Annotated in this window: 26 protein-coding genes; 2 read left to right on the top strand and 24 right to left on the bottom strand. The window is 41.9% G+C overall.

All coding sequences use genetic code 11. The features are described 5' to 3' along the window. Nucleotides 1–38: 38 nt before the first annotated feature. Genes era through ybeY form a run of 3 tightly spaced genes read right to left on the bottom strand, consistent with a single transcriptional unit; the run spans nucleotide 39 to nucleotide 1,828 of the window. A complete protein-coding gene (era, locus tag HMPREF8578_RS08615; protein WP_000143280.1) occupies nucleotides 39–938 on the bottom strand; it encodes a GTPase Era in 900 nt (299 codons plus the stop codon). 16 nt (nucleotides 939–954) lie between these two features. Then, entirely contained in the window at nucleotides 955–1,350 is a 396-nt protein-coding gene (locus tag HMPREF8578_RS08610; RefSeq protein ID WP_000378187.1) for a diacylglycerol kinase family protein, read from the bottom strand. Then, nucleotides 1,331–1,828, bottom strand: coding sequence for an rRNA maturation RNase YbeY (gene ybeY / locus HMPREF8578_RS08605; RefSeq protein WP_000275169.1), 498 nt, complete (start codon nucleotides 1,826–1,828; stop codon nucleotides 1,331–1,333). The genes HMPREF8578_RS08610 and ybeY overlap by 20 nt, the downstream gene beginning before the upstream one ends. Nucleotides 1,829–1,932: 104 nt before the next feature. On the opposite strand from ybeY, the gene pavA reads away from it, so the two are divergent. After that, nucleotides 1,933–3,588, top strand: coding sequence for an Rqc2 family fibronectin-binding protein PavA (gene pavA / locus HMPREF8578_RS08600; RefSeq protein ID WP_000006757.1), 1,656 nt, complete (start codon nucleotides 1,933–1,935; stop codon nucleotides 3,586–3,588). 32 nt (nucleotides 3,589–3,620) lie between these two features. On the opposite strand, the gene deoD is transcribed toward pavA, so the two are convergent. From deoD to HMPREF8578_RS08555, 9 genes are all read right to left on the bottom strand, one after another. Then, nucleotides 3,621–4,331: a purine-nucleoside phosphorylase gene (gene deoD, locus HMPREF8578_RS08595; RefSeq protein WP_000022080.1), complete on the bottom strand. Its 711-nt coding sequence runs from the start codon at nucleotides 4,329–4,331 to the stop codon at nucleotides 3,621–3,623. Between the two features lie 204 nt (nucleotides 4,332–4,535). Next, nucleotides 4,536–5,246: a type 1 glutamine amidotransferase gene (locus HMPREF8578_RS08590; protein WP_001263735.1), complete on the bottom strand. Its 711-nt coding sequence runs from the start codon at nucleotides 5,244–5,246 to the stop codon at nucleotides 4,536–4,538. Nucleotides 5,247–5,250: 4 nt separating this feature from the next. Then, a complete protein-coding gene (locus HMPREF8578_RS08585; RefSeq protein ID WP_000143379.1) occupies nucleotides 5,251–6,060 on the bottom strand; it encodes a purine-nucleoside phosphorylase in 810 nt (269 codons plus the stop codon). Continuing rightward, complete coding sequence (locus tag HMPREF8578_RS08580) at nucleotides 6,060–6,617, bottom strand: DUF1697 domain-containing protein (RefSeq protein WP_002893195.1); 558 nt, start codon at nucleotides 6,615–6,617, stop codon at nucleotides 6,060–6,062. Before HMPREF8578_RS08580 ends, HMPREF8578_RS08585 begins: the two co-directional genes overlap by 1 nt. A 1-nt stretch (nucleotide 6,618) precedes the next feature. After that, nucleotides 6,619–7,830 (bottom strand): phosphopentomutase, encoded by a 1,212-nt coding sequence (locus HMPREF8578_RS08575; protein ID WP_000033112.1) that lies wholly within the window; start codon nucleotides 7,828–7,830, stop codon nucleotides 6,619–6,621. A 23-nt stretch (nucleotides 7,831–7,853) separates the two neighbouring features. Then, entirely contained in the window at nucleotides 7,854–8,537 is a 684-nt protein-coding gene (gene rpiA, locus HMPREF8578_RS08570) for a ribose-5-phosphate isomerase RpiA (RefSeq protein WP_000429274.1), read from the bottom strand. A gap of 105 nt (nucleotides 8,538–8,642) precedes the next feature. Further along, nucleotides 8,643–9,572 (bottom strand): peptidase U32 family protein, encoded by a 930-nt coding sequence (locus HMPREF8578_RS08565; protein WP_000411166.1) that lies wholly within the window; start codon nucleotides 9,570–9,572, stop codon nucleotides 8,643–8,645. A 125-nt stretch (nucleotides 9,573–9,697) separates the two neighbouring features. Further along, nucleotides 9,698–10,378, bottom strand: a complete 681-nt coding sequence (locus HMPREF8578_RS08560) for an ABC transporter ATP-binding protein (RefSeq protein WP_000209230.1) — start codon at nucleotides 10,376–10,378, stop codon at nucleotides 9,698–9,700. 13 nt (nucleotides 10,379–10,391) lie between these two features. Further along, a complete protein-coding gene (locus HMPREF8578_RS08555; protein WP_000280279.1) occupies nucleotides 10,392–11,447 on the bottom strand; it encodes an ABC transporter permease in 1,056 nt (351 codons plus the stop codon). 384 nt (nucleotides 11,448–11,831) lie between these two features. On the opposite strand from HMPREF8578_RS08555, the gene HMPREF8578_RS08550 reads away from it, so the two are divergent. Beyond that, a complete protein-coding gene (locus HMPREF8578_RS08550; protein WP_001276158.1) occupies nucleotides 11,832–12,116 on the top strand; it encodes a DUF3270 domain-containing protein in 285 nt (94 codons plus the stop codon). A gap of 64 nt (nucleotides 12,117–12,180) precedes the next feature. Here the strand turns inward: HMPREF8578_RS08550 and HMPREF8578_RS08545 are convergent, their stop codons facing one another. The 12 genes from HMPREF8578_RS08545 to HMPREF8578_RS08490 all read right to left on the bottom strand — a co-directional run bounded on the left by HMPREF8578_RS08545 (nucleotide 12,181) and on the right by HMPREF8578_RS08490 (nucleotide 24,851). Next, complete coding sequence (locus HMPREF8578_RS08545) at nucleotides 12,181–13,518, bottom strand: sensor histidine kinase (protein ID WP_000482346.1); 1,338 nt, start codon at nucleotides 13,516–13,518, stop codon at nucleotides 12,181–12,183. Further along, entirely contained in the window at nucleotides 13,508–14,182 is a 675-nt protein-coding gene (gene ciaR, locus HMPREF8578_RS08540; RefSeq protein WP_000590630.1) for a two-component system response regulator CiaR, read from the bottom strand. Before ciaR ends, HMPREF8578_RS08545 begins: the two co-directional genes overlap by 11 nt. Before the next feature lie 109 nt (nucleotides 14,183–14,291). After that, the gene (locus HMPREF8578_RS08535) at nucleotides 14,292–16,838 is read right to left on the bottom strand and encodes a M1 family metallopeptidase (protein ID WP_001149135.1); all 2,547 of its coding nucleotides are present in this window, start codon (nucleotides 16,836–16,838) and stop codon (nucleotides 14,292–14,294) included. 121 nt (nucleotides 16,839–16,959) lie between these two features. Continuing rightward, on the bottom strand, nucleotides 16,960–17,400 hold the full coding sequence (locus HMPREF8578_RS08530) for an ASCH domain-containing protein (protein ID WP_000188812.1): 441 nt from the start codon (nucleotides 17,398–17,400) through the stop codon (nucleotides 16,960–16,962). Beyond that, nucleotides 17,397–18,245 (bottom strand): putative PEP-binding protein, encoded by an 849-nt coding sequence (locus HMPREF8578_RS08525; protein ID WP_025168834.1) that lies wholly within the window; start codon nucleotides 18,243–18,245, stop codon nucleotides 17,397–17,399. The genes HMPREF8578_RS08530 and HMPREF8578_RS08525 overlap by 4 nt, the downstream gene beginning before the upstream one ends. Then, on the bottom strand, nucleotides 18,223–18,723 hold the full coding sequence (locus tag HMPREF8578_RS08520; protein WP_000403331.1) for an NUDIX hydrolase: 501 nt from the start codon (nucleotides 18,721–18,723) through the stop codon (nucleotides 18,223–18,225). The genes HMPREF8578_RS08525 and HMPREF8578_RS08520 overlap by 23 nt, the downstream gene beginning before the upstream one ends. A gap of 10 nt (nucleotides 18,724–18,733) precedes the next feature. Next, on the bottom strand, nucleotides 18,734–19,432 hold the full coding sequence (locus HMPREF8578_RS08515) for a 3-oxoacyl-ACP reductase (RefSeq protein WP_000198465.1): 699 nt from the start codon (nucleotides 19,430–19,432) through the stop codon (nucleotides 18,734–18,736). Beyond that, nucleotides 19,425–19,661, bottom strand: a complete 237-nt coding sequence (locus tag HMPREF8578_RS08510; RefSeq protein WP_000141913.1) for a DUF2829 domain-containing protein — start codon at nucleotides 19,659–19,661, stop codon at nucleotides 19,425–19,427. Before HMPREF8578_RS08510 ends, HMPREF8578_RS08515 begins: the two co-directional genes overlap by 8 nt. A 113-nt stretch (nucleotides 19,662–19,774) precedes the next feature. Beyond that, nucleotides 19,775–20,590, bottom strand: a complete 816-nt coding sequence (locus tag HMPREF8578_RS08505; RefSeq protein ID WP_000749425.1) for a hypothetical protein — start codon at nucleotides 20,588–20,590, stop codon at nucleotides 19,775–19,777. A gap of 148 nt (nucleotides 20,591–20,738) precedes the next feature. Continuing rightward, the gene (locus HMPREF8578_RS08500; RefSeq protein ID WP_000832910.1) at nucleotides 20,739–22,991 is read right to left on the bottom strand and encodes a glucosaminidase domain-containing protein; all 2,253 of its coding nucleotides are present in this window, start codon (nucleotides 22,989–22,991) and stop codon (nucleotides 20,739–20,741) included. 110 nt (nucleotides 22,992–23,101) lie between these two features. Beyond that, nucleotides 23,102–24,088: a dihydroorotate dehydrogenase gene (locus tag HMPREF8578_RS08495; protein ID WP_002893175.1), complete on the bottom strand. Its 987-nt coding sequence runs from the start codon at nucleotides 24,086–24,088 to the stop codon at nucleotides 23,102–23,104. Continuing rightward, on the bottom strand, nucleotides 24,051–24,851 hold the full coding sequence (locus HMPREF8578_RS08490) for a dihydroorotate dehydrogenase electron transfer subunit (RefSeq protein WP_001070089.1): 801 nt from the start codon (nucleotides 24,849–24,851) through the stop codon (nucleotides 24,051–24,053). The genes HMPREF8578_RS08495 and HMPREF8578_RS08490 overlap by 38 nt, the downstream gene beginning before the upstream one ends. Nucleotides 24,852–24,854: the final 3 nt, after the last annotated feature.

The following is a 24,854-nucleotide window of genomic DNA, read 5'->3' as shown; positions in this document are numbered from 1 at the left end:
TCTGTAAAAACAAGAAGCAGGCATGAGCCCACCTCTACTTAGTATTCTTTTTCATTATAGCCAAAGTCAGCCAAATCTAGCTTTTTATCACGCCAGTTTTTCTTGACCTTGACCCAAGTTTCTAGGAAAACCTTGTCCCCTAGCATGAGTTCGATATCACGACGGGCCATGGTCCCTATTTTCTTGAGCATAGCGCCACCTTTTCCGATGATAATTCCTTTTTGGCTATCACGCTCGACCATGATAGTTGCACGAATGTGAACCTTGTCTGTCTCTTCATCCCGTTTCATAGAGTCAACCACTACGGCAACTGAGTGTGGAATCTCTTCACGTGTCAAATGAAGAACCTTCTCACGAATCATTTCTGAAACCAAGAAACGCTCAGGATGATCTGTGATTTGATCAGCTGGGAAATACTGGAACCCTTCCTCTAGATTTTCACTCAAAATATCGATTAGACGAGAAACGTTATTTCCCTGAAGAGCTGAGATAGGAACGATTTCCTTGAAGTCCATCTGGTTACGGAAGTCATCAATCTGAGACAAAAGCTGGTCTGGATGAACCTTGTCAATCTTATTCACCACCAGAATCACAGGAACCTTGGCAGCTTTCAGACGCTCGATAATCATGTCGTCGCCCTTACCACGTGGCTCATCAGCTGGCACCATGAATAGAACCGTATCCACTTCACGCAGAGTACTATATGCAGATTCCACCATGAAATCTCCAAGAGCCGTCTTAGGCTTGTGAATTCCTGGTGTGTCAATAAAGACGATTTGCTCCTTATCCGTTGTGTAAATCCCCATGATTTTATTGCGCGTTGTTTGCGCTTTGTCACTCATAATGGCAATCTTTTGCCCCATGACGTGATTCAAAAAGGTTGACTTCCCAACATTGGGACGTCCCAAAATAGCTACAAAGCCTGATTTAAATGTCATAATTTCCTCTTATTGTTTAAAATAATAAATCCCAAATGCGTGGGAGAAAGATAAGTGCACCAATCACTGCAGCAAGAAGGGAAACCACAAGTACGGCACCTGCTGCCATGTCCTTGGCTTTCTTTGCCAACATAGAAAAGTGATAGTGACTGGCTAGATCCACCACATTTTCAATAGCAGAGTTAATAATTTCAAAGGCTACTACCAAGAAAATGCTCATTAGGAGAAAGAGCCATTCAATGCGTGACACCTGAAAAACAAAACCTGCAAGGATGACTACTAGAGCCGTCACTGCATGTTTTCGCATATTGCGTTCTTCCTTGAAAGCAGTCAGAATTCCTGTAAGAGAAAATTCTAAACTGGATACCAGGTCACGATTTTTCCATTTTCGTTTATTGTCTTGTGAGTCCATAGGCTGTCAAAATTTCTTCTTGTAAACCGAACATCTCCGCTTCTTCTTCCGGAGTGTAGTGATCATAGCCGTTAATGTGTAAAAAGCCGTGTACTGCCAAGAAGCCCATCTCACGCTCAAAGCTGTGACCGTATTCCTCAGCCTGCTCATGCGCTTTATCGATAGAGATGAACAGTTCCCCAATATAAGCATCAAACTCAGACATCATCTCTGCCAATTCAGGATTTTCAAGCAAATCTTCTTCATCAAAGGCAATGTCCAACTCTGGTTTATACTCAAGGCTGATGACATCTGTCGGACGATCTGTATCACGGTACTCCAGATTGAGTTCGTGGCTACGCTCGTTGGTCACAAAAGTGACTGCCATCTCCTTGTCTTCTTTTCCTATTTTTTGGGCTGCAAATTCCAAAATTTCTTGGGTTTGTTGCAAGATTTCTTGTGAAACTTGACCAGTTTCATCTACCATTTCAATATACATGTACTTCTCGATTCTCTTTACTTGGCTTTATTATACCACATTTCCATGATTTTATTCTACCTTTTTGATATAATACTATGGAATACAATCACAAGGAGAGAACGATGTCATTTGACGGATTTTTTTTACACCACATGGTTGAGGAATTGCGAAGCGAGTTAGTCAATGGTCGCATCCAGAAAATCAATCAGCCTTTTGAACAAGAGTTGGTCTTGCAAATCCGCAGCAATCGCCAAAGTCATCGCCTGCTCCTTTCTGCCCATCCCGTTTTTGGACGCATTCAGCTGACCCAAACAACTTTTGAAAACCCAGCCCAACCCTCTACCTTTATCATGGTTTTGAGAAAGTATTTGCAGGGTGCCCTGATTGAATCGATTGAGCAAGTGGAAAATGACCGTATTGTGGAAATCACGGTTTCCAATAAAAACGAGATTGGAGACCATATCCAGGCTACCTTGATTATCGAGATCATGGGCAAACACAGCAATATTCTCCTCGTGGATAAAAGTAGCCATAAAATCCTCGAAGTCATCAAACACGTCGGCTTTTCGCAAAATAGCTACCGCACCTTGCTTCCAGGATCGACCTATATCGCTCCACCTAGTACGGATGCTCTCAATCCTTTCATAATCAAGGACGAGAAACTCTTTGAAATTCTGCAAACCCAGGAGCTAACAGCAAAAAATCTTCAAAGTCTCTTTCAAGGTTTAGGTCGTGATACGGCAACTGAATTGGAAAGGCTCTTGGTCAGTGATAAACTGTCTACTTTCCGTAACTTCTTCGGGCAAGAAACCAAACCGTGCTTAACAGAGACTTCCTTCAGCCCAGTTCCTTTTACGAACAGTGTAGGAGAGCCTTTTGCCAGTCTCTCTGATCTTCTGGATACCTATTACAAAGATAAGGCAGAGCGCGATCGCGTCAAACAGCAAGCCAGTGAGCTCATTCGCCGTGTTGAAAATGAACTTCAAAAAAATCGCCACAAACTCAAAAAACAAGAAAAAGAGTTACTAGCGACAGACAATGCTGAAGAGTTTCGCCAAAAAGGAGAGTTGCTGACAACTTTCCTCCATCAAGTGCCTAATGACCAAGATCAGGTTACCTTGGACAACTACTACACCAATCAACCTATCACCATTGCGCTTGATAAGGCTCTAACACCCAGTCAGAATGCCCAACGCTATTTTAAACGTTACCAGAAACTCAAAGAAGCTGTCAAATACCTGACTGAGTTGATCGAAGAAACCAAGGCCACCATTCTTTATCTAGAAAGTGTCGAAACCGTACTCAACCAAGCTGGACTGGAAGAAATCGCTGAAATCCGTGAAGAATTGATCCAAACAGGCTTTATTAGAAGACGCCAACGCGAGAAAATTCAGAAACGCAAAAAACCAGAACAGTATCTGGCGAGCGATGGCAAGACCATCATCTATGTCGGTCGAAACAATCTTCAAAATGAAGAGTTGACCTTTAAAATGGCCCGCAAGGAGGAACTTTGGTTCCATGCCAAGGACATCCCTGGAAGCCATGTCGTCATCTCAGGCAATCTCAATCCTTCTGACGAAGTCAAGACAGACGCGGCCGAACTAGCTGCCTACTTCTCCAAAGGGCGCTTGTCAAATCTAGTTCAGGTGGATATGATTGAAGTTAAAAAACTCAACAAACCAACTGGTGGAAAACCTGGTTTTGTAACCTACACAGGGCAAAAGACCCTCCGTGTCACACCAGACCCAGAAAAAATCGCATCTATGAAAAAATCCTGATCTCACTTGAAATCAGGATTTTCTTTTACATTTTACTCTGCAATCAAGGTTTCCAAACCAACCTTCATCATATCGGTGAAGGTATTTTGGCGTTCTTCTGCAGTGGTGTCTTCATCTGGATTGACCAAACTATCAGAAATGGTCATGATAGCAAGTGCATCAACGTGATGTTGGGCTGCTAAGTAGTAAAGAGCTGCTGCTTCCATTTCCACAGCCTTGACTCCCCATTTACCAAGTTCGATGTTCTTTTCAAAGTAGTTTGAATAAAAGACATCTGATGACAAAACGTTTCCAACGTGGGTGGTCATACCAAGTTCTTTAGCGATATGGTAGGCCTTGTCAAGCAAATCAAAGCTAGCGATTTGTGGGAAATCATACTGTGGCCAGTCGTTACGGATGATGTTTGAGTTGGTTGCAGCTGCTTGCGCCAAAACCAATTCACGGACGTGGACATCTTCATTCAAAGAACCAGCAGTTCCCACACGGATTAATTTTTTCACACCGTAGTCTACAATCAACTCACGCGCATAAATCGAAATGGATGGCATTCCCATCCCAGTTCCCATGACCGATACACGGTGACCCTTGTACGTACCAGTGTAGCCAAACATGTTACGCACTTCGTTAAAACAAACAGCATCTTCAAGGAAATTCTCAGCGATAAATTTCGCACGAAGAGGATCCCCCGGAAGAAGAATTTTATCAGCAATTTCACCCTGCTTAGCAGCAATATGGATAGACATAATATAAGATACCAAACCCGTCAAAAAGCGAAGGGAAAATAGGAGTTGGGTGCAGTGAGCGATGCTCGCTAGACCAACTATCTTTTTCCCACCGCTTTTAGGGTGGGTTCAATTCCTTTCTTTCTTGATTTTAAATTTAAATATTTCACAGAACAATTAGCCCGAGTTTGACTATAACTCAGATACTCTGCCTTTCTGTAGTTCCTAGTTTACCAATGAATCTAAAAATGCATACAGTTTTGCATTCATTTCAGAATAATCGTTTCCACGTAATTCTTCTGGTGTTTGAACAAAAGGCAACTTTTCACTTTGCTCTCTTAATTTCTCCTCACCATCCGCAGCAATCAATAATTCTACTGCGTCTGGATCAAATTCCAAATGAGCCTGAAAGGCATAATGTTTTGGACTGAAGCGAATAATTTGGCGTGGACAACCTTGACTGGTCGCCAAGACGACAGCTTCATCTGTCAGCCCTGGCATATCACCGTGCCAGTGGCCGGTTTCTATGGTTTCTCCGAACAAGCTGAAATGAGGATCTGTTAGACCTTGCATCGTCAATGTCACAGGATAAACGCCGATCTCGCGCTCTGGACTATGTTCATACTTCGCACCATAGGCAACAGATAGGAGTTGCGCACCAAGACAGACACCAACAATATAGATATCTGCAGCAATCGCTTCTTTCATAAAAGCAAGCTCAGCCTTTGGATCATAGTATGGGAAGTTTTCTCTATCCTCATCAGGTGATTGAGGACCACCCATGACAATCAGAAAATCAATCCCGTCAATTGTTTCAGGAAGAGGTTCTTTTTCATAAACCTTTGTTGATGTAATTTGATGACCTCGTTCTATAGCCCATTTTAGATATGCGCCTGGAACCTCAAATGTCTCATGTAAAATAAAGTGAACTCTCATGACATTACAATTCAGCAAGAATCGCTTTAAGCAAGCCTTTGAAGTCGCCTTTAACACGTTCAGTCACTTCCACAACTTCTTCGTGGTTGAGTTCTTCTTGGAATCCTGCAGCATGGTTCGTAATACATGAAATACCGAGAACTTTCAAGCCTGAGTGGGCTGCCACAATAACTTCAGGAACAGTGGACATACCAACTGCATCTGCTCCCAGTGTCTTATAGGCGCGGATTTCTGCTGGAGTTTCATAAGTCGGACCGGTTACACCGATATAGACACCTTCATCAAGCTTGATACCAAGTTTCTTAGCCACTTCATGGGCAGTAGAACGATATTCTGGTGTGTAGGCTTTAGACATATCTGGGAAACGTGGACCAAAATCATCCAAGTTTTCACCCATCAATGGGTTTTGCCCCGTCATATTGATATGGTCTGAGATAGCCATCAAGGTACCAGGACCAAATCCAATACCTCCAGCTGCATTGGTTACAATGACACCTTCACATCCGAGAACTTTCATCACACGTACTGGGAAAGTCACGACTTCAAGAGGATTTCCTTCGTAGAAATGGAAGCGACCTTGAAGAGCCAAGACTTTTCGACCTGCAAGTTCTCCATATACCAATTTACCAGCGTGACCGACTACTGTCGAACGGCCCCAGTTTGGAATGTCTGCATAGTCTACTACAACTGGATTTTCGATTTCTTCTGCCAATTCTCCAAGTCCTGATCCAAGGATTAGACCGAACTCAGGCTCTTGGATTCCTTTATCTTTCAGAAAAGCAGCTGTTTCTTGGATCTTATCTAAAAATGTCATTATGTGTCTCCTTTATTATTTTTTAGCATTTGACCGATTTTGTCAAAGGTTTTTACGTTGCGAATGGTGATATTGCGATAAAAAGGCATCTTGAGCAAGTACTTGTGATAGGCAGTTGCATAGTAGGATTCCTCTGAGATTTTCCCCCAGAAAATCCCAAGTCTTCCAAAATGAACCACTTCATCTTTCAGTTCCAAACTTTCAACTTTCTCAATGACTTGAGCCACATCCAAGCCCTCCGTGTAAAAGAGGACATCTTTTCGAGCTAGGTCTTTGGTCCACCAATTTGGCAGATTCTTCAGCTCTGCTTCATAATCTTCCTGACTCAGCAAGGAAAAGCTCTGAATAAATGGATAATGGACTGCAAAGAAATCCTCTAACTTTTCAACCAATTGGGCTTTGGGATCTGTCGAAGTAAAGAAAATATTGCCACTGTTGATGTAGGTATCAACTTTTTCCAGTCCCAACTCTGTCAATTCTTGACGAAGTTGCGCCATAACAACCTTATTTTTCCCACCGACATTAATGCCCCTTACCAGTAAAGCATAGCGCGTCATCTTATACCAATTTATCTAAGAAACTCTCCCCAATCATGGCAGTTTCCACACCAAAGTTATCCGCAACTGTCGCTGAGATATCTGCAAAATGTCCGACTGGAATGACACCATTTCCCTTAAAGGCAGGGCTGTAAGCTAAAAGTGGAATATATTCACGAGTGTGGTCTGTTCCTGCATAGGTTGGGTCATTTCCATGGTCAGCAGTAATCAAAAGAAGGTCATCCTCTCTCATAGCTGCGATAATTTCAGGCAAGCGTTCATCAAACTCATGCAAGCAATCACGGTAACCATGAGCATTGCGGCGGTGTCCATAAAGGGCATCAAAGTCAACTAGGTTTGTGAAAGAGAATCCTTTTTCAAACTCAGCAAGTCCCATAGTCTTCAATAGTGTATCAATTCCGTGGCTGTTTGACTTGTTGTGGCCCATGTCATGATTGATACCAGCGCCGTTAAAGATATCGTTGATCTTACCAACAGCGTAAGTATCGATGCCAGCTTCGTTCAATTTATCCAAAACAGTTGGAGCAAATGGAGAAACGGCTAAGTCACGACGATTTGCTGTACGAGTGAAGTTACCTGGTTCACCAACATACGGACGGGCAATGATACGACCTAGAAGGGCTGGGCGATCAAGGGTAATTGAACGAGCGTATTCACAGATACGGTACAATTCATCCAAAGGAATAATGTCTTCATGGGCAGCAATTTGCAAAACAGGGTCAGCTGAAGTATAGATAATCAACTCTCCAGTTTCCATCTGACGAGGTCCGAAATCATCGATAACAGCTGTACCTGAGTAAGGTTTGTTGGCTTCACGAATGACCTTACGTCCTGAAAATTCTTCGATTTTTGTCAAGATTTCTTCTGGGAATCCGTTCCAGAAAGTATCGAAGGGCTCAGTAATGTTGAGTCCCATGATTTCCCAGTGTCCAGTCATGGTATCCTTACCAAGTGATACTTCTTCCAATTTTGTTGCATACCCTGTTGGATTGCTTTCAGCTGGTACAGTCTTAAGAGGAGTTTCACGTGGAATATTTCCTAGACCAATTTTAGCCATGTTTGGCACATTCAAACCAACTGTTTTTGAAATGTGTCCCAGTGTGTCAGAAGCTCCATCTGGAACTCCTGCATTGACAAAGTTATTGGCATCCGGCGCAGCACCGATTCCCACAGAATCCAGTACCACCAAGTGAATACGATTAAATTTTGACATAGTGTATCTCCTTATTATGTTGATTAGTTTGCTTTTGTTGAAGTTAAAATCTGAACCCCATCTCGTCCCGCAACGATGACCTTATCCACCATTTGGTTGAACAAGCCATGCTCTACGACACCAACGACATGGTCCAATTCTTGCCCGAAAGCAATTGGATCTTCAATGACATCCAAGGCTAGGTCAATGATAAAGTTCTGCATATCGGTCACAAAACGTTGGCCGTCTTTTTCACGGAAACTTGGTTTGTAGCCAGCTCGCTTAAACCGACGAAAGACCTGTTCTGCACCATACTGAACCACTTCTACTGGCAATTTAAAAGCACCTAGTTTCTCTACCAGTTTGCTTTCATCTACCACCCAAATGTATTCTTTTGAGGGCGTTGCCACAACCTTCTCCATGAGAAGGGCACCACCTCCGCCTTTGATTCCGTTAAACTGGCTATCTACTTCATCCGCCCCGTCAACCGTCACATCAACAAAATCCACTTGATCAATCGACTTGAGTGGGATGTTTAGTCCTTCAGCCTGTTTACTAGTCACACTGGAAGTCGTTACAGCAGTAATCTGCAAACCTTCTTCCTTAATCCGACGACCGATTTCTTCTACGAAATAGTAGGCAGTAGAGCCCGTTCCAAGTCCGACTACCATGCCATCCTTGACAAACTCAGCAGCCTTGATACCTGCCATTTTCTTCAGATTTTCCACTCAAACACCTCCATTAAAGAGCTATTTTTATTATAACATGTATCCGTTTTTATTTCATGGATACACTGGAAAAACCCGAACATTTTTATTTCGGGTTTTGGTGTCCTATTTAACCATATCTGGATCGTAATCATAGAATCCTGTGTCGAGGAAACGGTTTTTAGGGTGTAACTTGCGCACTTCCTCATCTAACAAGAAAGCTTGGTCATGGCTGAAATTCCCCTCTTGAATCAAGCCACGCGCTTGAATAAAAAGTTTAGCAATTTCTACAAAATTCTGACCAGGGGTGTAGAGACCTTCTAGCTTCCAGTGAGTAAAACCATGCTCCACCAATTCTGTTAATTTGGTCATCAAATCAAGGTCATTATTTGCAAAGATGTGGGTACCATGATTATCTTCAAAGATGGAATAATGGCTCTCTGGATCACTTGGTTCAGCCAAGAAGAGGTCACGTTTACGCGTTTTTTCATCATCGATATGCGTAAAATTATAGTAGTTTTGTAAGAGCGGACGCTTAGAATGGTGGATGACACTAGCTCCGTAAACCAACACTTCAGCAGGAATTTCCAAAATCTCGGGCATCTTGAAGAGTTCAGCAGATGGAATTTCACGCGCCAAAACCGCCTCAGATGCGCCAGCCTTTTGTCCCCAGAAGTTAATTTGACGACTACTTGTTACCATGGTTGAAGCATCGTAGATGGTCTTGAAGGAATAACCATCGCGATTGACTACATAAAAGACACCTGCATCCCCAACAGTAATATAGTCTGTCTTGATTTCTTCCAAGAAGTCAAGAAAAGGCTTGATTCGGTCCATCATATCTTGGTGCATGAGGGCATTAACCGCGACGATCAATTCTTTGCCTGCTTCATGAACCAACTTAGCAATCTCACGCAATTGGTCATGACTAAAAGTCATTGGCAGACGAAGGCCAAAATCTTTCTCACCGACATAGATACGGTCTACGCCAGCTTCGAGTAACTGTTCAACTTGTTCAATACTTTCAGCAGTTGCTGTAATGATAATCTTTTCCATAAGAGAAATTATACCACATTTCTCAAAAATCAGCTATGGGTACTGGGAATTTCACAAAAAGTTAAACTTGTTTCTATCTTTCCCAATCAAAAAAGTGAACAGTAACTTGTACCGTTCACTCTATTTTATGCATGTGTTTCTTCAACTAGGTGGCCATCGTTCATGACATAAATACGATCAACCTTATCAAGAAGGCGAGTATCATGCGTAATCATAACAACTCCTCTACCTTGTTCATGGGCAATGGCAGCCAGCATCTCCGTTACTTGGTAAGCACGCTCAGTGTCTAGACTAGCTGTCGGCTCATCTGCAAGCACAATGCTTGGATTGTTATAGAGCGCTCTAGCAATCGCGGCACGCTGACGTTCACCACCAGATAAAGCCTTGGAATACTGATCTTGTACTTTTTCCAAATCCAACAGGTCAAAGAGCTCTTTTCGGTCACTTTTACTATTTTTTCCCTTATCTAGTCTGTCTATCAAATCCAGCTGTTCCTTGACCGTTAGAAAAGGAATTAAGTTTGAAGCCTGGAGAATGAAACCAAACTCTCTAAAACGGAGATCTGTTTTTTCCTTCTCCGTCAAACTGCCTGTTTCCTTCCCTTTGACTAGAATCTTTCCACTCGATGCTTCCTGAAGTTGTCCTAGAGTTGTTAGAAAGGTCGTCTTTCCGGAACCTGAAGGTCCAACGATAGCTACGAACTCTCCCGCATTTAGCTGAAAATTCGTCTCATGCAGGGCTACGACTTTCATCTTTCCTTCCCCGTAAGTTTTTGTCACTTGATTCATTTCTATCAATGTTGTCATACTATTCTCCTTATCACTCTGCAATCGCAGTAATCGGGTCCACCTTTAACAAGCGTGGAAGTGAAATGACACCACCTAGAAGGGCCATCAAGCAAATTACCAAGCTTAGGACAGAGTAGGCTATCCAACTTGGGTAGAAAAAGAAGGTAGCTGGTAAGACTAAAATCACCCCACCAATAGCGAGCAAGGCTAAAGCAATTCCCATACCGGCTAGGAGGAAGATTTGACAGAAAAGGGACCATACAATGGTTTTGATCTGTATACCCTGAGCCCGCATTATTCCATATAGTCCTAGTTTTTGGATGGTAATGATATAAACAAAAATCCCCACAATCAAGCCTGTGATAACAATCATAGCGAGAATCATTCCCGAAAATACATTCACCTGAGGCGTGTAACCAGGAATTTTCGATATCATTTTTGGAATGGAAATCTGTTTCAGACCATCCCCGACCACTTCTATATCATTTTTCAATACCAAGGCAGAGACGGAACGATTGGCCTTCAAGGTTCCTTGTAAGGTCCAATAAGTTGTCAGACTCGTAAAGACAACAGGCTCGGTGAAAAACTTATTTCCTTGAGTCAGGCCTACAATCTTGTAGCTTGCCTCGCTTCCATTGAGCTGAATGGCATCACCTAGCTTCATCCCATAGTTCTCAAAAGACTGATCCACGACAACCTCATAATCTCCTTCAGGATAACGACCCTCCGTCAAACTAGGAGAGATAAAAGAGTCCCAGTTTTGAGCAAAGATGGAAACGTTGATCTTTTCACTACCATCGACTAGATTGGTCACAGCGAACATATAGCCCAATGGAGCAGCCTCTTCAGAACTCTTTTCCTTGTAGTCCTTTTCAGGAATAAAGGATGCCGTCAAATTATCATTTGCGTAGTCAGATAAAACCACCCCCGTCGCTTGCCAATTATCAATAGCTGCTCGGTTGTTTCGCACAAGACCAAGAGCTAGACTGGTCATAAAAAAGACCATAAAAGCGATAAGAAAAATGGTAGTTAGAATCAAACTATATCGAAGTTTGTTTCGTAATATCTCTTTGATAGCAAGATACATGCTTATCTCCTTTTACTTTTCCCAGAGGTAGCAAAAAGCCACCCAGTCCAATAGACAGAATCTCTGTCTTATCATCCATTCAAAACAACTCCTACCAATACTTTTCAAAAGTATCCAGGTAGCAACTTAACAAATCATCTTAGGAAAAAGCCTCAGCTTGCTATCAATTTATATAAGTTATCCTTTCCTTTCTCAGTATATTTATAAAAGAGAAAGTCAGGTCATCTGTTTTAAGTGTAACATCCATGCTATCATTTTCTCTAGTGGGTGTCAAGAAGAGAGACTTAGAAGTTGATAAGAGACTTTAGTAGTTTTGTAACAATTCTGTAATAATTCTCTGCATAAAAAATGATAAAATAGTTATGTACTGTTAAGGAGAGAATCATGTCCGCAAGAAAACTAGAAGCTTATGAGTTTGAACAAGCTCCCGAATCGAAACAAACTCCGCTTTACCAAGATTACACACCTGAAGCCCCAGTCGGCCCTAACCTAAAAGAGATTTTATTTTTTGTAAATATCGCTTGTTTCTGTATTTTTATGGCACTTTTTAGTTTTATCTTTTTAGCTATAAAATTTAATACAGCTTTATCCTTTGTCGCTGCAATGGGTCTTAGTTTCGCCCTTTTACAACTTCAAAGAAAGATAATGAAACGAAAATTTTCAAAATAAAGGTTGGTACTACTACCAACCTCTTTTTCAGTTATCAAAAAAGACAGTTCTATAACTGTCTTTTTTATTTATTCTTACGTTTTGAAGGAGATTGAATAGCAATCTTAACTTCAAAAATTGTCCCGCTAGGTTTGTTATCTTTTACGCTAATCGTTCCTCGTAAGGCATCTACGATTTGCTTGGCCAAGGATAGTCCAAGACCAAAGCCACCTTTCTGACGGGTTCTCGCCTTGTCCACACGGTAAAATCGGTCAAATATTTTCTTCTTGTCAGCAGCTGAAATTCCAATTCCGTTATCCGTTACTGTTAGATAGAGGTGACGATCTGTAGCATGAACTACAAACTCAATTTTCCCATCTTCTTCGGTATACTTGATGGCATTGTCAAATAAGATGGTCATGAGCTGTTTTAGGAGCAACTGATCGGTCATGAAGGGACGATAAATCCGATTTTCATACTCAAAAATACGATCATTTTCAGAAGCAATCAACTCATAGTTAGCAAAGGTCGTCTTAAAGAACTGTGGTGATACTTCTGCTATTTCTGGTTTGATTCCATCATCGCGACGTGCAAGGTTGAGGAGATTGGTCGTGAGGAAGCGCATGTTGCGAACTTCTTCAAGGCTCGAAGCAATACTTTCGCTGGATTCCATGATCGTTGCCTCTGGTTTTCGAAAGAGATTTTCTAAACGATTTTGTAAAACGGCCAAAGGCGTTCTCAGTTCGTGACTGGCATTTTCAACAAAGGACTTCTGCTTTTGCATACTTTCCAACAAGGGTTTGACACTGACACGTGCCAAGTAAACACTGGCAATTAAAGACAGGAGCCAGAAACTAGCCATGACTACAACAATTAAATGCTCGTGGTTTTGGCTGATTTGCTCGAGCTGGCTGGTATTGATTAAAACCGCCGCATACTTGACGTTACTTGATACGGAGGAAGAGTTGGTTTCCATCAAAATCATCCGATAGGTTTCTTCCTGACCGTAGCTATTGACAACTTGGATTTGGCGAATGTGATTCAACTCTTTTTTGTCCAGCTTGATCTTGTCCAAACCTAAAAAGCGATTCCCCAATAAGAGTTGGTTAAAATCCTTGTCAAAGAGCAAGACTTCCGTATTGGAGCTGACATTGGGCTTGATTTCAGCCTTGTTGGCATCCGCTGTTGCTGGTTGAATATCCTTGACCTCTTCAGTCGCCCGATTCAGGGCTAACTGGATAACCGCTTGGGGACTGCTACTAAGGGCTTGGAGTTTTTCATCTACAGAAGTGTAGAGACTCGAGTGCATGACCTGGAGGATAATCAAAGTCATAGCAGAGAAGATCAGGGTGAACACTCCAAAGTTTCGAATGAAATAGCTGAAATCATCCGCATACCATGTTTTTTTTAGTTTATTGAACATCTTTTAAAATATACCCGACACTACGCAAGGTTTGAAGATTTTCAGCAAAGGCTGTTCCCTTCAATTTCTTACGAACTTTTGAGACATAGACTTCTACAACAGAAATCGTCGTATCGCTATCAAACCCCCATAGACGATCAAAAATTTGCGTCTTGGGAAGAATAACATTTTGATTTTGAAGGAAGTAAACCAATAACTCAAACTCTTTTCCGAGTAGTTCCACAGGCGTGTCTTCCACCTTCACTTCATTCGTTGAAAGGTTGACGACAATATCTCCATAGGTCAAGGTGTTTTCGTTAAACTTACCTGAACGTTTGAGAAGGGCTTGAATCCGCATTTTGAGTTCTTCTAGATAGAAAGGTTTGGTGAGGTAGTCATCCGCTCCCAACTCAAAACCATGTCCCTTGTCATCCAAACTTTCTTTGGCCGTCATGATAAGGACTGGTGTGGTAATTCCTTTTTCGCGCAACTCTTTCAAGACTTGGAAGCCATTTTTTTCAGGCAACATCAGGTCAAGCAAAATCAAGTCATAAACGCCACTTTCTGCTTCGTAGAGACCTTCTTCTCCATCAAAAACCTGCATGACATCTGCAAAATCATCCAAAAAGTCAAATACTGAGTTTGACAGACCCAGGTCATCTTCTACTAATAAGATTTTTATCATCAGAAACTCCTCCTTGTTATGATTATTATACCAAAATTGCCTTAAAAAAAACTCAACTCTCTCTTCTTTTCAGATAGAAAGTTGAGTTTTTGTTTACATTTCGAACGAATTACGCTTTGGCATATTGGGCTACAACAGCTTCGACTGCTGCTTTTTCACGCTTAATCAAGTCAACACGCGCTGCGATATCCTTGATCCCCATGCGAATGTTACGGCTAAGAGCTAGGTCAGAAAGTTGTGGTTCAAAGAATTCCTTGTACTCTGCCAAGCGTTGCTCAGTCTTAAATACATGGGCAGGTAGGATAACAAAGCTATCAAAGCTCATATCCCCACCAAGAGCTGCCTTGATCCAATCCCAGTTTTCACGCGCCCATACCCAAACAGTTTCTTGAGTTGTTTGATGATCTAGGAACTGGTAATACCAAGCAGACAAATCTTGTGGTTTCACCACAAACTTGTCCTTCCATGAACGAATCAAGGTTTGGATATTGTCAGCATCTGTACTGTAGGCTAGAGCAGCTGCTAACTGGCGTTTGAAAACAGCATCTGTGGCATGAGTGTAGAGGTCCAGATAAGTTGCGACCAAGTCCTTGGTCTCATGGTGTTTCATCTCATTGATGAGAACTTGTGCACGGATGGCTGCTGGAAGTCCTGCAAGGTTCTCCTTATGAGCTGCAAAGATTTGGCTAGCGACTTGACTAGCTTCTGCATCATTGGAGCGAATCATCATAGAAACGGCCAACTGACGAACCAATTCATCCTCATCTGATTCTCCATCTTTTGCTTCAAAACCAAGACGGTCATAGTTGTGACGAGCCAATTTAGCAACGAGTGTATTAAAGGCTTTCTCAGTCTCTGTTCCTTCATCGATAAAGCGCTCAAGGGCAGAAATCACTTGAGAAACAGCTGAAACCACAAGGTAAGACTCTTCCTTAGCAAGTTTATCAAGGACTGGGAGCAAGTCTGCATAAGAAATGTGCCCTGCTTCAGCCAACAAACGACGTTCTTGAACGATTTGAAGTTTGCTTGTGTTATCAAGTGTCTCTAGCTCAGCAAGAACGGCATCTAACAAGTCTCCTTGATAGTCTGTAATGTAGTGGGCTGTATTTTCAGTGTTGAGACGAAGAGCTCCTTCATTTTCAGCAAGAAGAGCGGCATAGCCAGGGATTTCGATACTTTCAGTTTCAAGTGTGTCTGGCAAACCTTTCCAGTTGCTGTTCAGTGGCACCACCCAGAGGCGGCTCTTGTCTTCGTGCTCACCGATAAAGAATTGTTTTTGCGAAATCTTCAAGACATCATTTTCAACTTTGACAGTGAGAACTGGATAGCCAGGCTGTTCCAACCAAGAATCCATGAAGGCTGCAACATCACGACCTGATGCCTGACCAAGGGCATTCCATAGGTCACGACCAATGGTATTTCCATATTGGTGCTTTTCAAAGTAGGCATGCAAGCCTTTGGCAAAATCAGCATCTCCTAGCCAACGACGAAGCATGTGCATGAGACGGCTTCCTTTGGCATAGACGATAGCTCCGTCAAAGAGGGTATTGATTTCATCTGGGTGTTTGACTTCGACGTGAACAGATTGAACGCCATCTGTCGCATCGCGTTTAAGCGCCGCTGGAACACCACCTGTTTGGAAGTCTTCAAAGATATTCCAGCTTGGCTCGATGGCATCGACACAGACGTATTCCATCATGTTGGCGAAGCTTTCATTGAGCCAGAGGTCATCCCACCATTTCATAGTAACGAGGTTCCCAAACCATTGATGGGCAAGCTCGTGTGCGATAACAAGTGCAACCTGCTGACGGCTAGCAAAAGTAGAGTTCTCATCCACAACTAAGTAAACTTCACGATAAGTCACTAGACCCCAGTTTTCCATGGCACCTGCTGAGAAGTCAGGAAGAGCGATATGAAGAGATTGAGGAATTGGGTATTTAACTCCGTAGTAATCTTCGTAAAACTCAATCGAACGAACAGCGATATCTAAAGAGAAATCAAGGTTAGAAAGTGGATGTGCTTTGGTTGAGTAGACACCTACGAGGGTACCATTCTTGGTTTTAGCGGTCACCCCTTGCAAATCACCAGCGACAAAGGCCAACAAATAAGATGACATGCGAGGTGTTGTCTCAAACTTCCAGATACCTGTTTCCTTACGGTTTTCCACATCAACCTCAGGCATGTTTGACAAGGCCACTTCACCTTCTGCTTGGTCAAAACGAAGAGCGAGATCAAAGGTTGCTTTGGCTTCTGGCTCATCCACACATGGGAAGGCTTCACGCGCAAAGTGGCTTTCAAACTGCGTAGACAAGACTTCCTTCTTGACTCCATCTGCTGTATAGTAAGAAGGGTAAATCCCAGTCATGTTGTCAGTAATCTTTCCTGAAAAAGCGATGACTAATTCAACTTGACCAGCCTCAGCCAGCTCGATATGAAGGGCTTCATTTTCATGGTCAACAGTAAATGGACGTGCTTGACCCACAACTTCTACAGAAGCGATTTCCAAGTCTTTTTGGTGAAGGGAAATACGCTCACTTTTCGCTTGACCAGTGATGGTCACCTTCCCAGAAAAGGTCTTGGTCTCACGACTCAAGTCTAAAAATAAATCATAATGTTCAGGAACAAATTGCGTAATAAAATGTTCAACTGCTTGCATAGTTTTCTCCTATCTAAGTTTAAGAGCTAGAGCTCTTCTTCAAACAAACTTATTATATCATGTTTTGCCTAAGAAAAAAGGATTGGACGGCGATTTCCAAAACTTTCTTCCTCCTAGCGGTCTAAAGAGGGTAGACCTTGCGAAATTCTTCTAATACAACCTTACTATCAGGTGTAAAAGTCAGTCCTGCCTCTCTCAGCCACTCAGCGAAACAATCCTCATGAACCTGACGCCAATAGGCCAGAGATTTGTCACCTTCCCCTTCCTTGAAGGCATGTTCAGCTGACACTTGATGAAAAGGCTGAACGGAAACCTTTGTAATTTCGATAATACAGACAGCCCGATCTTGGCTATCTAAAATGACATCGAAGGTTCCTTCTTGTGGAAGAGGTTCGTCTTCTAGTGCGTAGAGGTCGTAGACTGAGGCGGTTGCTGTCTTTTCGCCTTTTAAAACCAAATCTGCCAAGGCATCGGCTTCCACTCCAAAAGCCCAGGCATCTATCTCATCTCCAATCGAGGGGTTAATTTGCTTGTATGCATTCCACATTTCTTGCGGTGTCATAGTTTGCTCCTTTGTAATTTTTTACTTACTTCTTTTATACGTTTGAGGTGGTCTGGATGATCAATCTCTAAATCAAAAATCTCTGGAATAGAACTGTAGTGGATAATACACTTGATACCCATCTGATTCATTTTTTGTATGAAAGAAGCATTCAGATAGCCTGCTACAGCAAAGTCAATCTTTTTTATCCTTGCTTTATCCTGCATATCTCTTAGCATATCTAACATTATTGGACTTTCCATATCATGCCATTGACTGTTTCTCACAGTCGCAAAAACAAAAGAAGTCAAATCATTCATTCCAACTATAATCTTTGAAATACCAGTTTCCAGTATCCTGTCCAAGTCAAAATAAGCTGACGGTAATTCAATCATTGTGCCGACTTTTCCAGTAAAACCATGCTCACGCAATACTCTAATAGCTTGCTTTAACTGCTCAGCATCATTGACAAAAGGAAAGATAACAGACAGATTGGGATTTGTTTGATAAACTTCTGTAACGACATGTGACTCAGCCTGAAATTCATTCGGACACGCCAGCAAACGCCTTATCCCTCTATATCCAAACAAGGGATGATTTTCATCAAAATGCTCTTTAGTTCCCTCTAGACAATTAGCTTCTGTATTTGTTAACTCTGAAAAACGATACCAAACCTCTTCATCTGAGTACAAGGAGCAAATGGTATCTAGATAATCTTTTACGAATTGCTGACAACTTGCTAATAGGATGTTTTGATTAAGCTCTCTAAGTAAGTATTCTCCACGAATCATACCGACATGGTGCAATAACTGAGGATAAACTTTTTCAACAATTTGTTCTCCACTAAGGACAAGTTGGTTTCTCATCATTCACCTTCCAATTCATATACAAGGTCTTGTCCAGCTCTGGAAATCTCAATAATTCAGACTTAACCTTCAAGACTAATGGTGATGCATTTTCTTCTGTGATTTTCTGAATATCCATCCAAATATATCCGAGTGAATCATTCGCACCATCAGGCACAGCATCCGAAATCGTAACTTGAGCTTCCTTCTCATTCATTTCAACATCATACAAGGCCATGATATGGTGAACCGTAAAATTTGTTAACTCTTCCCTGACGAAAACATCGTAGATTCGAGGATTGGAATAGCTTCTAACAGTAAATCCTGTCTCTTCCATCACTTCTCTAATCAGCGTTTCCGTCAATCCTTCACCAAGTTGCTGACTACCACCAGGTAGATCATAACGATGTTGATAAGGGCCTCTCGTTTTTTCAATGCAGAGTAATTTCCCATTTTCAAAGCAAACAGCATAGACTCCAAAGTGTTTTTTGATTTCCATCCAACTCCTCCTACTTCAAAGACCAGCCACCATCAATGGTCAGGATTTGTCCTTGCATGGCGCTCGCTTTTCCACTTGCTAAGAAAAGGCTAATTTCTGCTACTTCCTCTGGCTCAATCCAGCGTTTGATAGGCGTTTCACTAGCTACCCAGTCCGCCAATCCACCTGGTTCAAAGTCCGCAGCTGTCATAGCTGTCTTGACAGCACCAGGAGCGATACCAAATACCTGAATCCCAGCTTCAGCATAGTCTAGAGCCAACTGCTTGGTGAAGCCAGCTAAGGCGTGCTTAGACGAGGTATAGGCGTGACCACCTCCGCCAGCTAGACTTGAAGCAATCGAACACATATTGATAATGATTCCTTTTTTATTTTCCAGCATTTGAGTCAAATAATAGCGAGTCAACTCAACAGGAGTCGCGTAGTTGATTTCAAAAATCTCTTGAATTTCCTGAGCTGATTGTTCCAAAAGCGGTTTGTAATCATCCAAGACTCCTGCAGTATTGCACAAAATATCCACCTGAGGGCACCAGTCAAAAACAGGTTTCAAGTCTAAGGTCAAATCTCTCTGTAAAAAGTGAAAATCACCCTCCAAGAGTGGATTTTCACCTTGGTCCACTCCATATACTTGATACCCCTTCTCTAAAAAGAATCGGGCTTGAGTCAGACCAATCCCTGAACTTACTCCCGTAATCAATACACGTCTAGTCATGCACTTCTACCCAATCCGTCGCCAAAACATCACAAGGTGTCGGGCTCCACATGGAAAAACCTTCCCCTTCTCCTGACACGTTGATGAGGAAATAAGGCGTCACTTCAAGTGCAACCCCGTTTTGCTCGATAGTGTCAAAGAGTTGGACATAGTTTTCAGCCCCTCCCCAACCAGTTCGTACATATTTTTTCTTAGCCTTTAACCCAGGCAGGATTTCTTCAAAAGTCATGATGTTCTCCTTCAATTCTAAATTCTTCATTTAATTATAACAAAAAACCGTTTTCCAACGGCTTTTTGACTGTATCTTAGTTCAATAAAACAAATAGCTATCCAATTCTTTAATTATTTCAGTTCAATTAATTTATTGTAGATTTTCTCAGTCAGTTCTTTCTGTTGTGCTCCTGTTAAATGGTGCGAAGTGCGAATTAATATGGTTCCATAAACATAGTGGGATCCCGGATTTAAAGCAGTTCCATCAAAAGCACTAATATAAGTATTGCGCTTTTCTGCATCTTCTTTTGTCTTATACACCTCTATATTTCCTCCAACATCATTGCCTTTATGAACAATATCCGAGCCTTCTACAGATTCAGTCACTTGCTTGTCAACAAAATATACAGACGCTGTATATCCTCCTTGTTTATTTAATTTTTTATTAGGGTCATTATCCTCCGTAACAGATTGTACTCCAGTAATTGATTCTATTTCTTTAAGTCTTTCTTCAATAAAAGAACTAGAAGGATTTGTAATTTGTTTTAATTGAAGAATGCTATTTTGATAGTGAGTCAATTTTTCAGACAAATTCTTTTTTGTTTCACTATAATCTAATGGTTGACTTAATTCTTCAATTTGCTTCTCAATCTTAGCAGTCGCTTTCTCCATTTCTGGTTCTTTACGAAGTGAATCTTTGCTATCCTTTATAGTTGATTTCAATTCTTCCAATGTCTTAGAATCAAGAGGTTCTTCATTATTCTCAATAACCTTTTCAGCCTCAGCTATTTGATCTTCAACTTCTTTATTCTTTTCATTTAAATCCTTTACTACATCTTCAAACTTAGTTACAGCAGCTTGATGAGGCGCATAGGATAAGAAATAGTATCCTGTTGCCAAACCTAAAGCAATAAAAGTAATAAGCCCAACAATCATTGATTTCTTCATTTTAAACTCCTCAATTTATAAATAATCTCCTCTATATTTTAATATATTGTTTTAAATATTTCAAGTGTAAAAAGCTATAGAATCAACTTATTGCCAGATATACAAAAACGATAACCACTTTTCAGTAGTTACCGTTGTTTTCTTTTGATTAGTCTTTCTCACCAAGTCTACTATTGATAGTCATCATGATGCTGGCTATTTTCTCACCCCAGTATGGATCGGAAGCATAGCGAACATTCATCCCGGTTGCTTTATTTCCAAGGTGGTCTCTGCCGTAGTCGATGTAATTCTCACGAATCCACTTGGCCGCTCCGAGAATTCCTTTGTCCACATTATCAAAGCTCTTGGCTGAGAGATATGGGCTAGTATCATAAGCAGCAATACCAAAGAAGTTGTTCTTATCTCTGGCAATTTGACTGCGTCCCCACGCACTTTCAAGAGCGCTATGCGCCATCAAGTAAAGGGCATTGACACCGTAGCGTTCCTCAGCTTCTTTGAAAGTCGCTCCTTTACCTGCAAGAGGACTATCCTGCAAGTTCATCATCGAATACAGTTTATCCAATTCAGCTGCACTATAATTACTTGGTTCTCTCAAGTTCTTATAAAGGAAAGGATTTTTAATGGTAAAGCCATCAAAGTGCTCTCCATCAGTTGAGTAGTACTTCTTACCAATAACCATAGCAGAAGTGTGTGGAGCTACTTTGATACTCGTATATGGAGAGAGTTCATGGTAGAGGAATTTCCCATCACTAGTATAATGAGGGATAAACTCGCTTCCTTCATCAACTGCTGTCAAATCACTTTGATTCATATAGCCAGACAAGCCAGAAATCGAAACTGCAAGTCGGCCACCTTTTCGCGTCGAACTATCCAGTGAAACAATGCTTCCTTGGTTAATGTAACTCAAGATTTCTCCAGATGCACTATAGACATAGGCTGTGATTGGTTTAACTTTGTAATATTTGGTTTTATCCGCAACATGCCATCTACCAGAAGCATCCAAGGTATGACCATCCACAGTCTCATTTTTTGCCATATAACCGCCGGATTTTAGGTAATACCATGATTGGTCGGAAGAATCGTAGATTAATTCTTTCTCAGCCATCTTTCCATTTGACTTGAGGTAGAACCAATTGTTCTTGTACCATACCCACTCACTCGCAGCCATATAACCACCAGATTTGAGATAGTAGTAACCATTATCCCAGAGCCATTCTTTATTGGCATAATTTCCATCAGAGTTGATATAGAACCAAGAGTTATAATTCTTGTCAAAGAGCCACCCTTTGCCAGCTTTTGCTCCACTGCTCGTCACATAACTGCGGTCAATCCAAGTTTCCGTAGAGAGGTAGCCGCCTGATTTGAAATGGTAATCCTTGCCTTTGATGGTTTGCCAACCTTTTTCAGCATAGGTTCCGTCAGCTTTCAAGTAAAACCAAGAGTTATAATTCTTGTCAAAGAGCCATTCCGATTTCAGTTTGGCTCCACTTTTAGCAACATAGAAGCGGTCAATCCAGCGCTCGGTAGAAAGATAGCCGCCTGATTTGAAATGGTAATCTTTTTCTTTAATCGTTTCCCAGCCTTTTTCGGCATAGGTTCCGTCAGCTTTCAAGTAAAACCAAGCATCATAATTCTTATCAAAGAGCCATTCCGATTTCAATTTAGCTCCACTCTTGGCAACGTAGAAGCGGTCAATCCAACGCTCAGTAGATAGATAACCGCCTGATTTAAAATGGTAGTCCTTCCCATCTATGGTTAACCAGCCATTTTCAGCATAGGTACCGTCTTGTTGAAGGTAGAACCAACTGCTATAGTTGTCATCATAAATCCAAGCTTGTTTAACCTTATGACCATTTTCTGATATATAGTTCTTACCAAGCCAAGCATTTTTCAGCATTTTACCTTGTGAATTGATGTAGTACTGGTTCTCCCCTTGAGTGATCCACTCATCTTTGGCCATTTTCCCGTCTGCTTTAAGGTAATATTTTTCCTGACCTTGTTGAATCCACTCATTTTGAGCTTTCTGACCATCAGACTTGAGATAATACCAGGATTCTTGTTCCTGATTAAATACCCACTGTTCCTTGGCTTTAGTACCACTTTCAGTCACATAGTACTGGCCAACCCACGTTTTTGTGGCTAATTTTCCGGTCTCGTTAAAATAGTAATCCTTACCACCAACAGTCAACCAGCCGTTCTCAGCACGATTTCCATCAGCTGTTAAATAAAACCAGGCCTGTTGCGTTTGGTCATAGATCCATTGGTTGGTTGCCGGTTTCCTGTCTGCTTTGAGGTAGGTCTTTCCTTGCCAAGTTCCCTCTTCTGCTTTTGCTGTCTCCACTACAGTAAAAAAACACCCCAATAAGCCAGCACTTACTAGGGCCACTTTCCATCGTTTCATTTAAATGCTCCAATAACGTTTTCTAATCCCTATTGTAACATAGTTAACCGACGGAAATATTACAAATTGATGAAGATTCTATTTCTTGTTGACGATAAGGAGGACCTAGCTTATCTCAGACTGGCTTTGACTTCCTGACGGAGATCTTCCAAACTGCTAATGCCATATTTATCCATGACTTTTGGTAGATGTTCGATGATATCAGGACAGGCATAAGGATTGGTAAAGTTGGCTGTTCCAACTCCGATGGCAGAGGCACCAGCCAGATACATTTCTAGCGCTGCTTCAGCAGAATCCACTCCCCCCATTCCAATAATGGGCAGGTCTGTTGTTTGAGCTACTTGTCGGATGAGTTTGAGGGCTACTGGAAAGACTGCTGGTCCAGACATTCCACCTGTTCCATTGGCTAGGATTGGTTTTCTAGTTTTGAGGTCAAAGCGCATACCGACAAGGGTATTGATCATGGTTAAGCCACTTGCTCCTGCATCTTCAGCGGCTTTGGCGATGGTGACAACATCCGTTACACTAGGGGTTAACTTAACATAAACTGGCACATCAGAGGCTTCCACAGCTGCTTTTACCACTTCGTAGGCCAAATCAGGATCTTGCCCAATCAAAAGTCCATGATTGCCGTGATCCACATTCGGACAAGAGATATTAAGCTCGATAGCTTTTACATTTGTAGCCTTGGAAATTCCTCGAGAAACAGCAGCGTACTCTTGTTTTGAAAAGCCTGCTACATTTGCGATGATGGGAAGCGTAGGATACTCTCTTTCCAGCCAAGGCAACTTTTCAGCTAAAACAGCTTCTAAACCAGGATTTTGCAAACCGATTGCATTGAGCATACCGGCAGGTGTCTCTGCAACTCTGGGAGTTGGATTTCCAAAACGGGGTTCTAGTGTCGTCGCCTTGATCATAATGGAGCCTAAAAGGTCTAAATCATAGTACTTGGCATACTCCTGGCCAAAACCAAAACAGCCTGATGCTGGAATAATCGGATTTTTCAAATCCAAACCAGGGAGAGAAACTTGTAAACGATTTGTAGTCATGACTTTCTCCTTATAATACAACTGTTCCTGTGCGAAAAACAGGGCCATCTTCACAGACACGTTGACTGACAGTCTCACTATCTGGAACTTTTAGGACGCAGGCATAGCAAGCCCCCATCCCACAAGCCATACGGGATTCCAGAGATAGATAGGCTCTTGGGTGGTCATAAAAGGCTTGATTAATGTACTTCATCATTCCCGGAGCCCCACATGAGTAAACAGCATCAAATTGACTGTCTAAATCATTGATGACAACAGATACATTTCCCTTGATGCCATATGAACCATCATCTGTTGTTACAAAGACCCGACCATATTGGGCCAATTCCTTTTCGAGAATAACAGCATCCTTGTTAGCAAAACCGAGAACTGTCACTACTTTCACCCCACGCGCATGCAATTCCTTGGCGACCTCAAGCAAGGGCGGAACACCAATCCCCCCACCAACGAGGAGAACTTGGCTCTGGTCGTCCAGATCAGACAAGTCAAAACCATTCCCCTGAGGTCCCATCACATCCAGAATATCACCCTGACTTAATGTTGAAAAATTAGCGGTCCCAGCCCCCTCAATCCGATAAATGAGATGACACTGCTTGTTTGCCTTATCGATAGACGAAATTGAAATAGGACGGCGTAAGAGATGGGCATCATCAGGCACACGCAGATGAAGAAATTGGCCTGCTCGCATGACTTCAACCATTTCTCCTTCTAGGACTAATTCAAAGATTGCTGGCGCAATTTCCTCCTGTGCAACCACCTTCATGGTTTCTAAACGAATCGCACCTAAACGCTTCTTACATGTGGGATTCATGAT

The sequence above is a fragment of the Streptococcus oralis ATCC 49296 genome (genome assembly GCF_000185265.1).
In the GTDB taxonomy this organism is placed as follows: Bacteria; Bacillota; Bacilli; order Lactobacillales; family Streptococcaceae; genus Streptococcus; species Streptococcus oralis_BC.
This window is presented reverse-complemented; position numbering and strand designations above follow the sequence as displayed.

Excerpts from the sequence above, each read along its gene's own strand:
- era (WP_000143280.1), bottom strand. The coding sequence starts at position 938 with ATGACATTTAAATCAGGCTTTGTAGCTATTTTGGGACGTCCCAATGTT.
- HMPREF8578_RS08610 (WP_000378187.1), bottom strand. The coding sequence starts at position 1,350 with ATGGACTCACAAGACAATAAACGAAAATGGAAAAATCGTGACCTGGTA.
- ybeY (WP_000275169.1), bottom strand. The coding sequence starts at position 1,828 with ATGTATATTGAAATGGTAGATGAAACTGGTCAAGTTTCACAAGAAATC.
- pavA (WP_000006757.1), top strand. The coding sequence starts at position 1,933 with ATGTCATTTGACGGATTTTTTTTACACCACATGGTTGAGGAATTGCGA.
- deoD (WP_000022080.1), bottom strand. The coding sequence starts at position 4,331 with ATGTCTATCCATATTGCTGCTAAGCAGGGTGAAATTGCTGATAAAATT.
- HMPREF8578_RS08590 (WP_001263735.1), bottom strand. The coding sequence starts at position 5,246 with ATGAGAGTTCACTTTATTTTACATGAGACATTTGAGGTTCCAGGCGCA.
- HMPREF8578_RS08585 (WP_000143379.1), bottom strand. The coding sequence starts at position 6,060 with ATGACATTTTTAGATAAGATCCAAGAAACAGCTGCTTTTCTGAAAGAT.
- HMPREF8578_RS08580 (WP_002893195.1), bottom strand. The coding sequence starts at position 6,617 with ATGACGCGCTATGCTTTACTGGTAAGGGGCATTAATGTCGGTGGGAAA.
- HMPREF8578_RS08575 (WP_000033112.1), bottom strand. The coding sequence starts at position 7,830 with ATGTCAAAATTTAATCGTATTCACTTGGTGGTACTGGATTCTGTGGGA.
- HMPREF8578_RS08565 (WP_000411166.1), bottom strand. The coding sequence starts at position 9,572 with ATGGAAAAGATTATCATTACAGCAACTGCTGAAAGTATTGAACAAGTT.
- HMPREF8578_RS08560 (WP_000209230.1), bottom strand. The coding sequence starts at position 10,378 with ATGACAACATTGATAGAAATGAATCAAGTGACAAAAACTTACGGGGAA.
- HMPREF8578_RS08555 (WP_000280279.1), bottom strand. The coding sequence starts at position 11,447 with ATGTATCTTGCTATCAAAGAGATATTACGAAACAAACTTCGATATAGT.
- HMPREF8578_RS08550 (WP_001276158.1), top strand. The coding sequence starts at position 11,832 with ATGTCCGCAAGAAAACTAGAAGCTTATGAGTTTGAACAAGCTCCCGAA.
- HMPREF8578_RS08545 (WP_000482346.1), bottom strand. The coding sequence starts at position 13,518 with ATGTTCAATAAACTAAAAAAAACATGGTATGCGGATGATTTCAGCTAT.
- ciaR (WP_000590630.1), bottom strand. The coding sequence starts at position 14,182 with ATGATAAAAATCTTATTAGTAGAAGATGACCTGGGTCTGTCAAACTCA.
- HMPREF8578_RS08535 (WP_001149135.1), bottom strand. The coding sequence starts at position 16,838 with ATGCAAGCAGTTGAACATTTTATTACGCAATTTGTTCCTGAACATTAT.
- HMPREF8578_RS08530 (WP_000188812.1), bottom strand. The coding sequence starts at position 17,400 with ATGACACCGCAAGAAATGTGGAATGCATACAAGCAAATTAACCCCTCG.
- HMPREF8578_RS08525 (WP_025168834.1), bottom strand. The coding sequence starts at position 18,245 with ATGAGAAACCAACTTGTCCTTAGTGGAGAACAAATTGTTGAAAAAGTT.
- HMPREF8578_RS08520 (WP_000403331.1), bottom strand. The coding sequence starts at position 18,723 with ATGGAAATCAAAAAACACTTTGGAGTCTATGCTGTTTGCTTTGAAAAT.
- HMPREF8578_RS08515 (WP_000198465.1), bottom strand. The coding sequence starts at position 19,432 with ATGACTAGACGTGTATTGATTACGGGAGTAAGTTCAGGGATTGGTCTG.
- HMPREF8578_RS08510 (WP_000141913.1), bottom strand. The coding sequence starts at position 19,661 with ATGACTTTTGAAGAAATCCTGCCTGGGTTAAAGGCTAAGAAAAAATAT.
- HMPREF8578_RS08505 (WP_000749425.1), bottom strand. The coding sequence starts at position 20,590 with ATGAAGAAATCAATGATTGTTGGGCTTATTACTTTTATTGCTTTAGGT.
- HMPREF8578_RS08500 (WP_000832910.1), bottom strand. The coding sequence starts at position 22,991 with ATGAAACGATGGAAAGTGGCCCTAGTAAGTGCTGGCTTATTGGGGTGT.
- HMPREF8578_RS08495 (WP_002893175.1), bottom strand. The coding sequence starts at position 24,088 with ATGGCCCTGTTTTTCGCACAGGAACAGTTGTATTATAAGGAGAAAGTC.
- HMPREF8578_RS08490 (WP_001070089.1), bottom strand. The coding sequence starts at position 24,851 with ATGAATCCCACATGTAAGAAGCGTTTAGGTGCGATTCGTTTAGAAACC.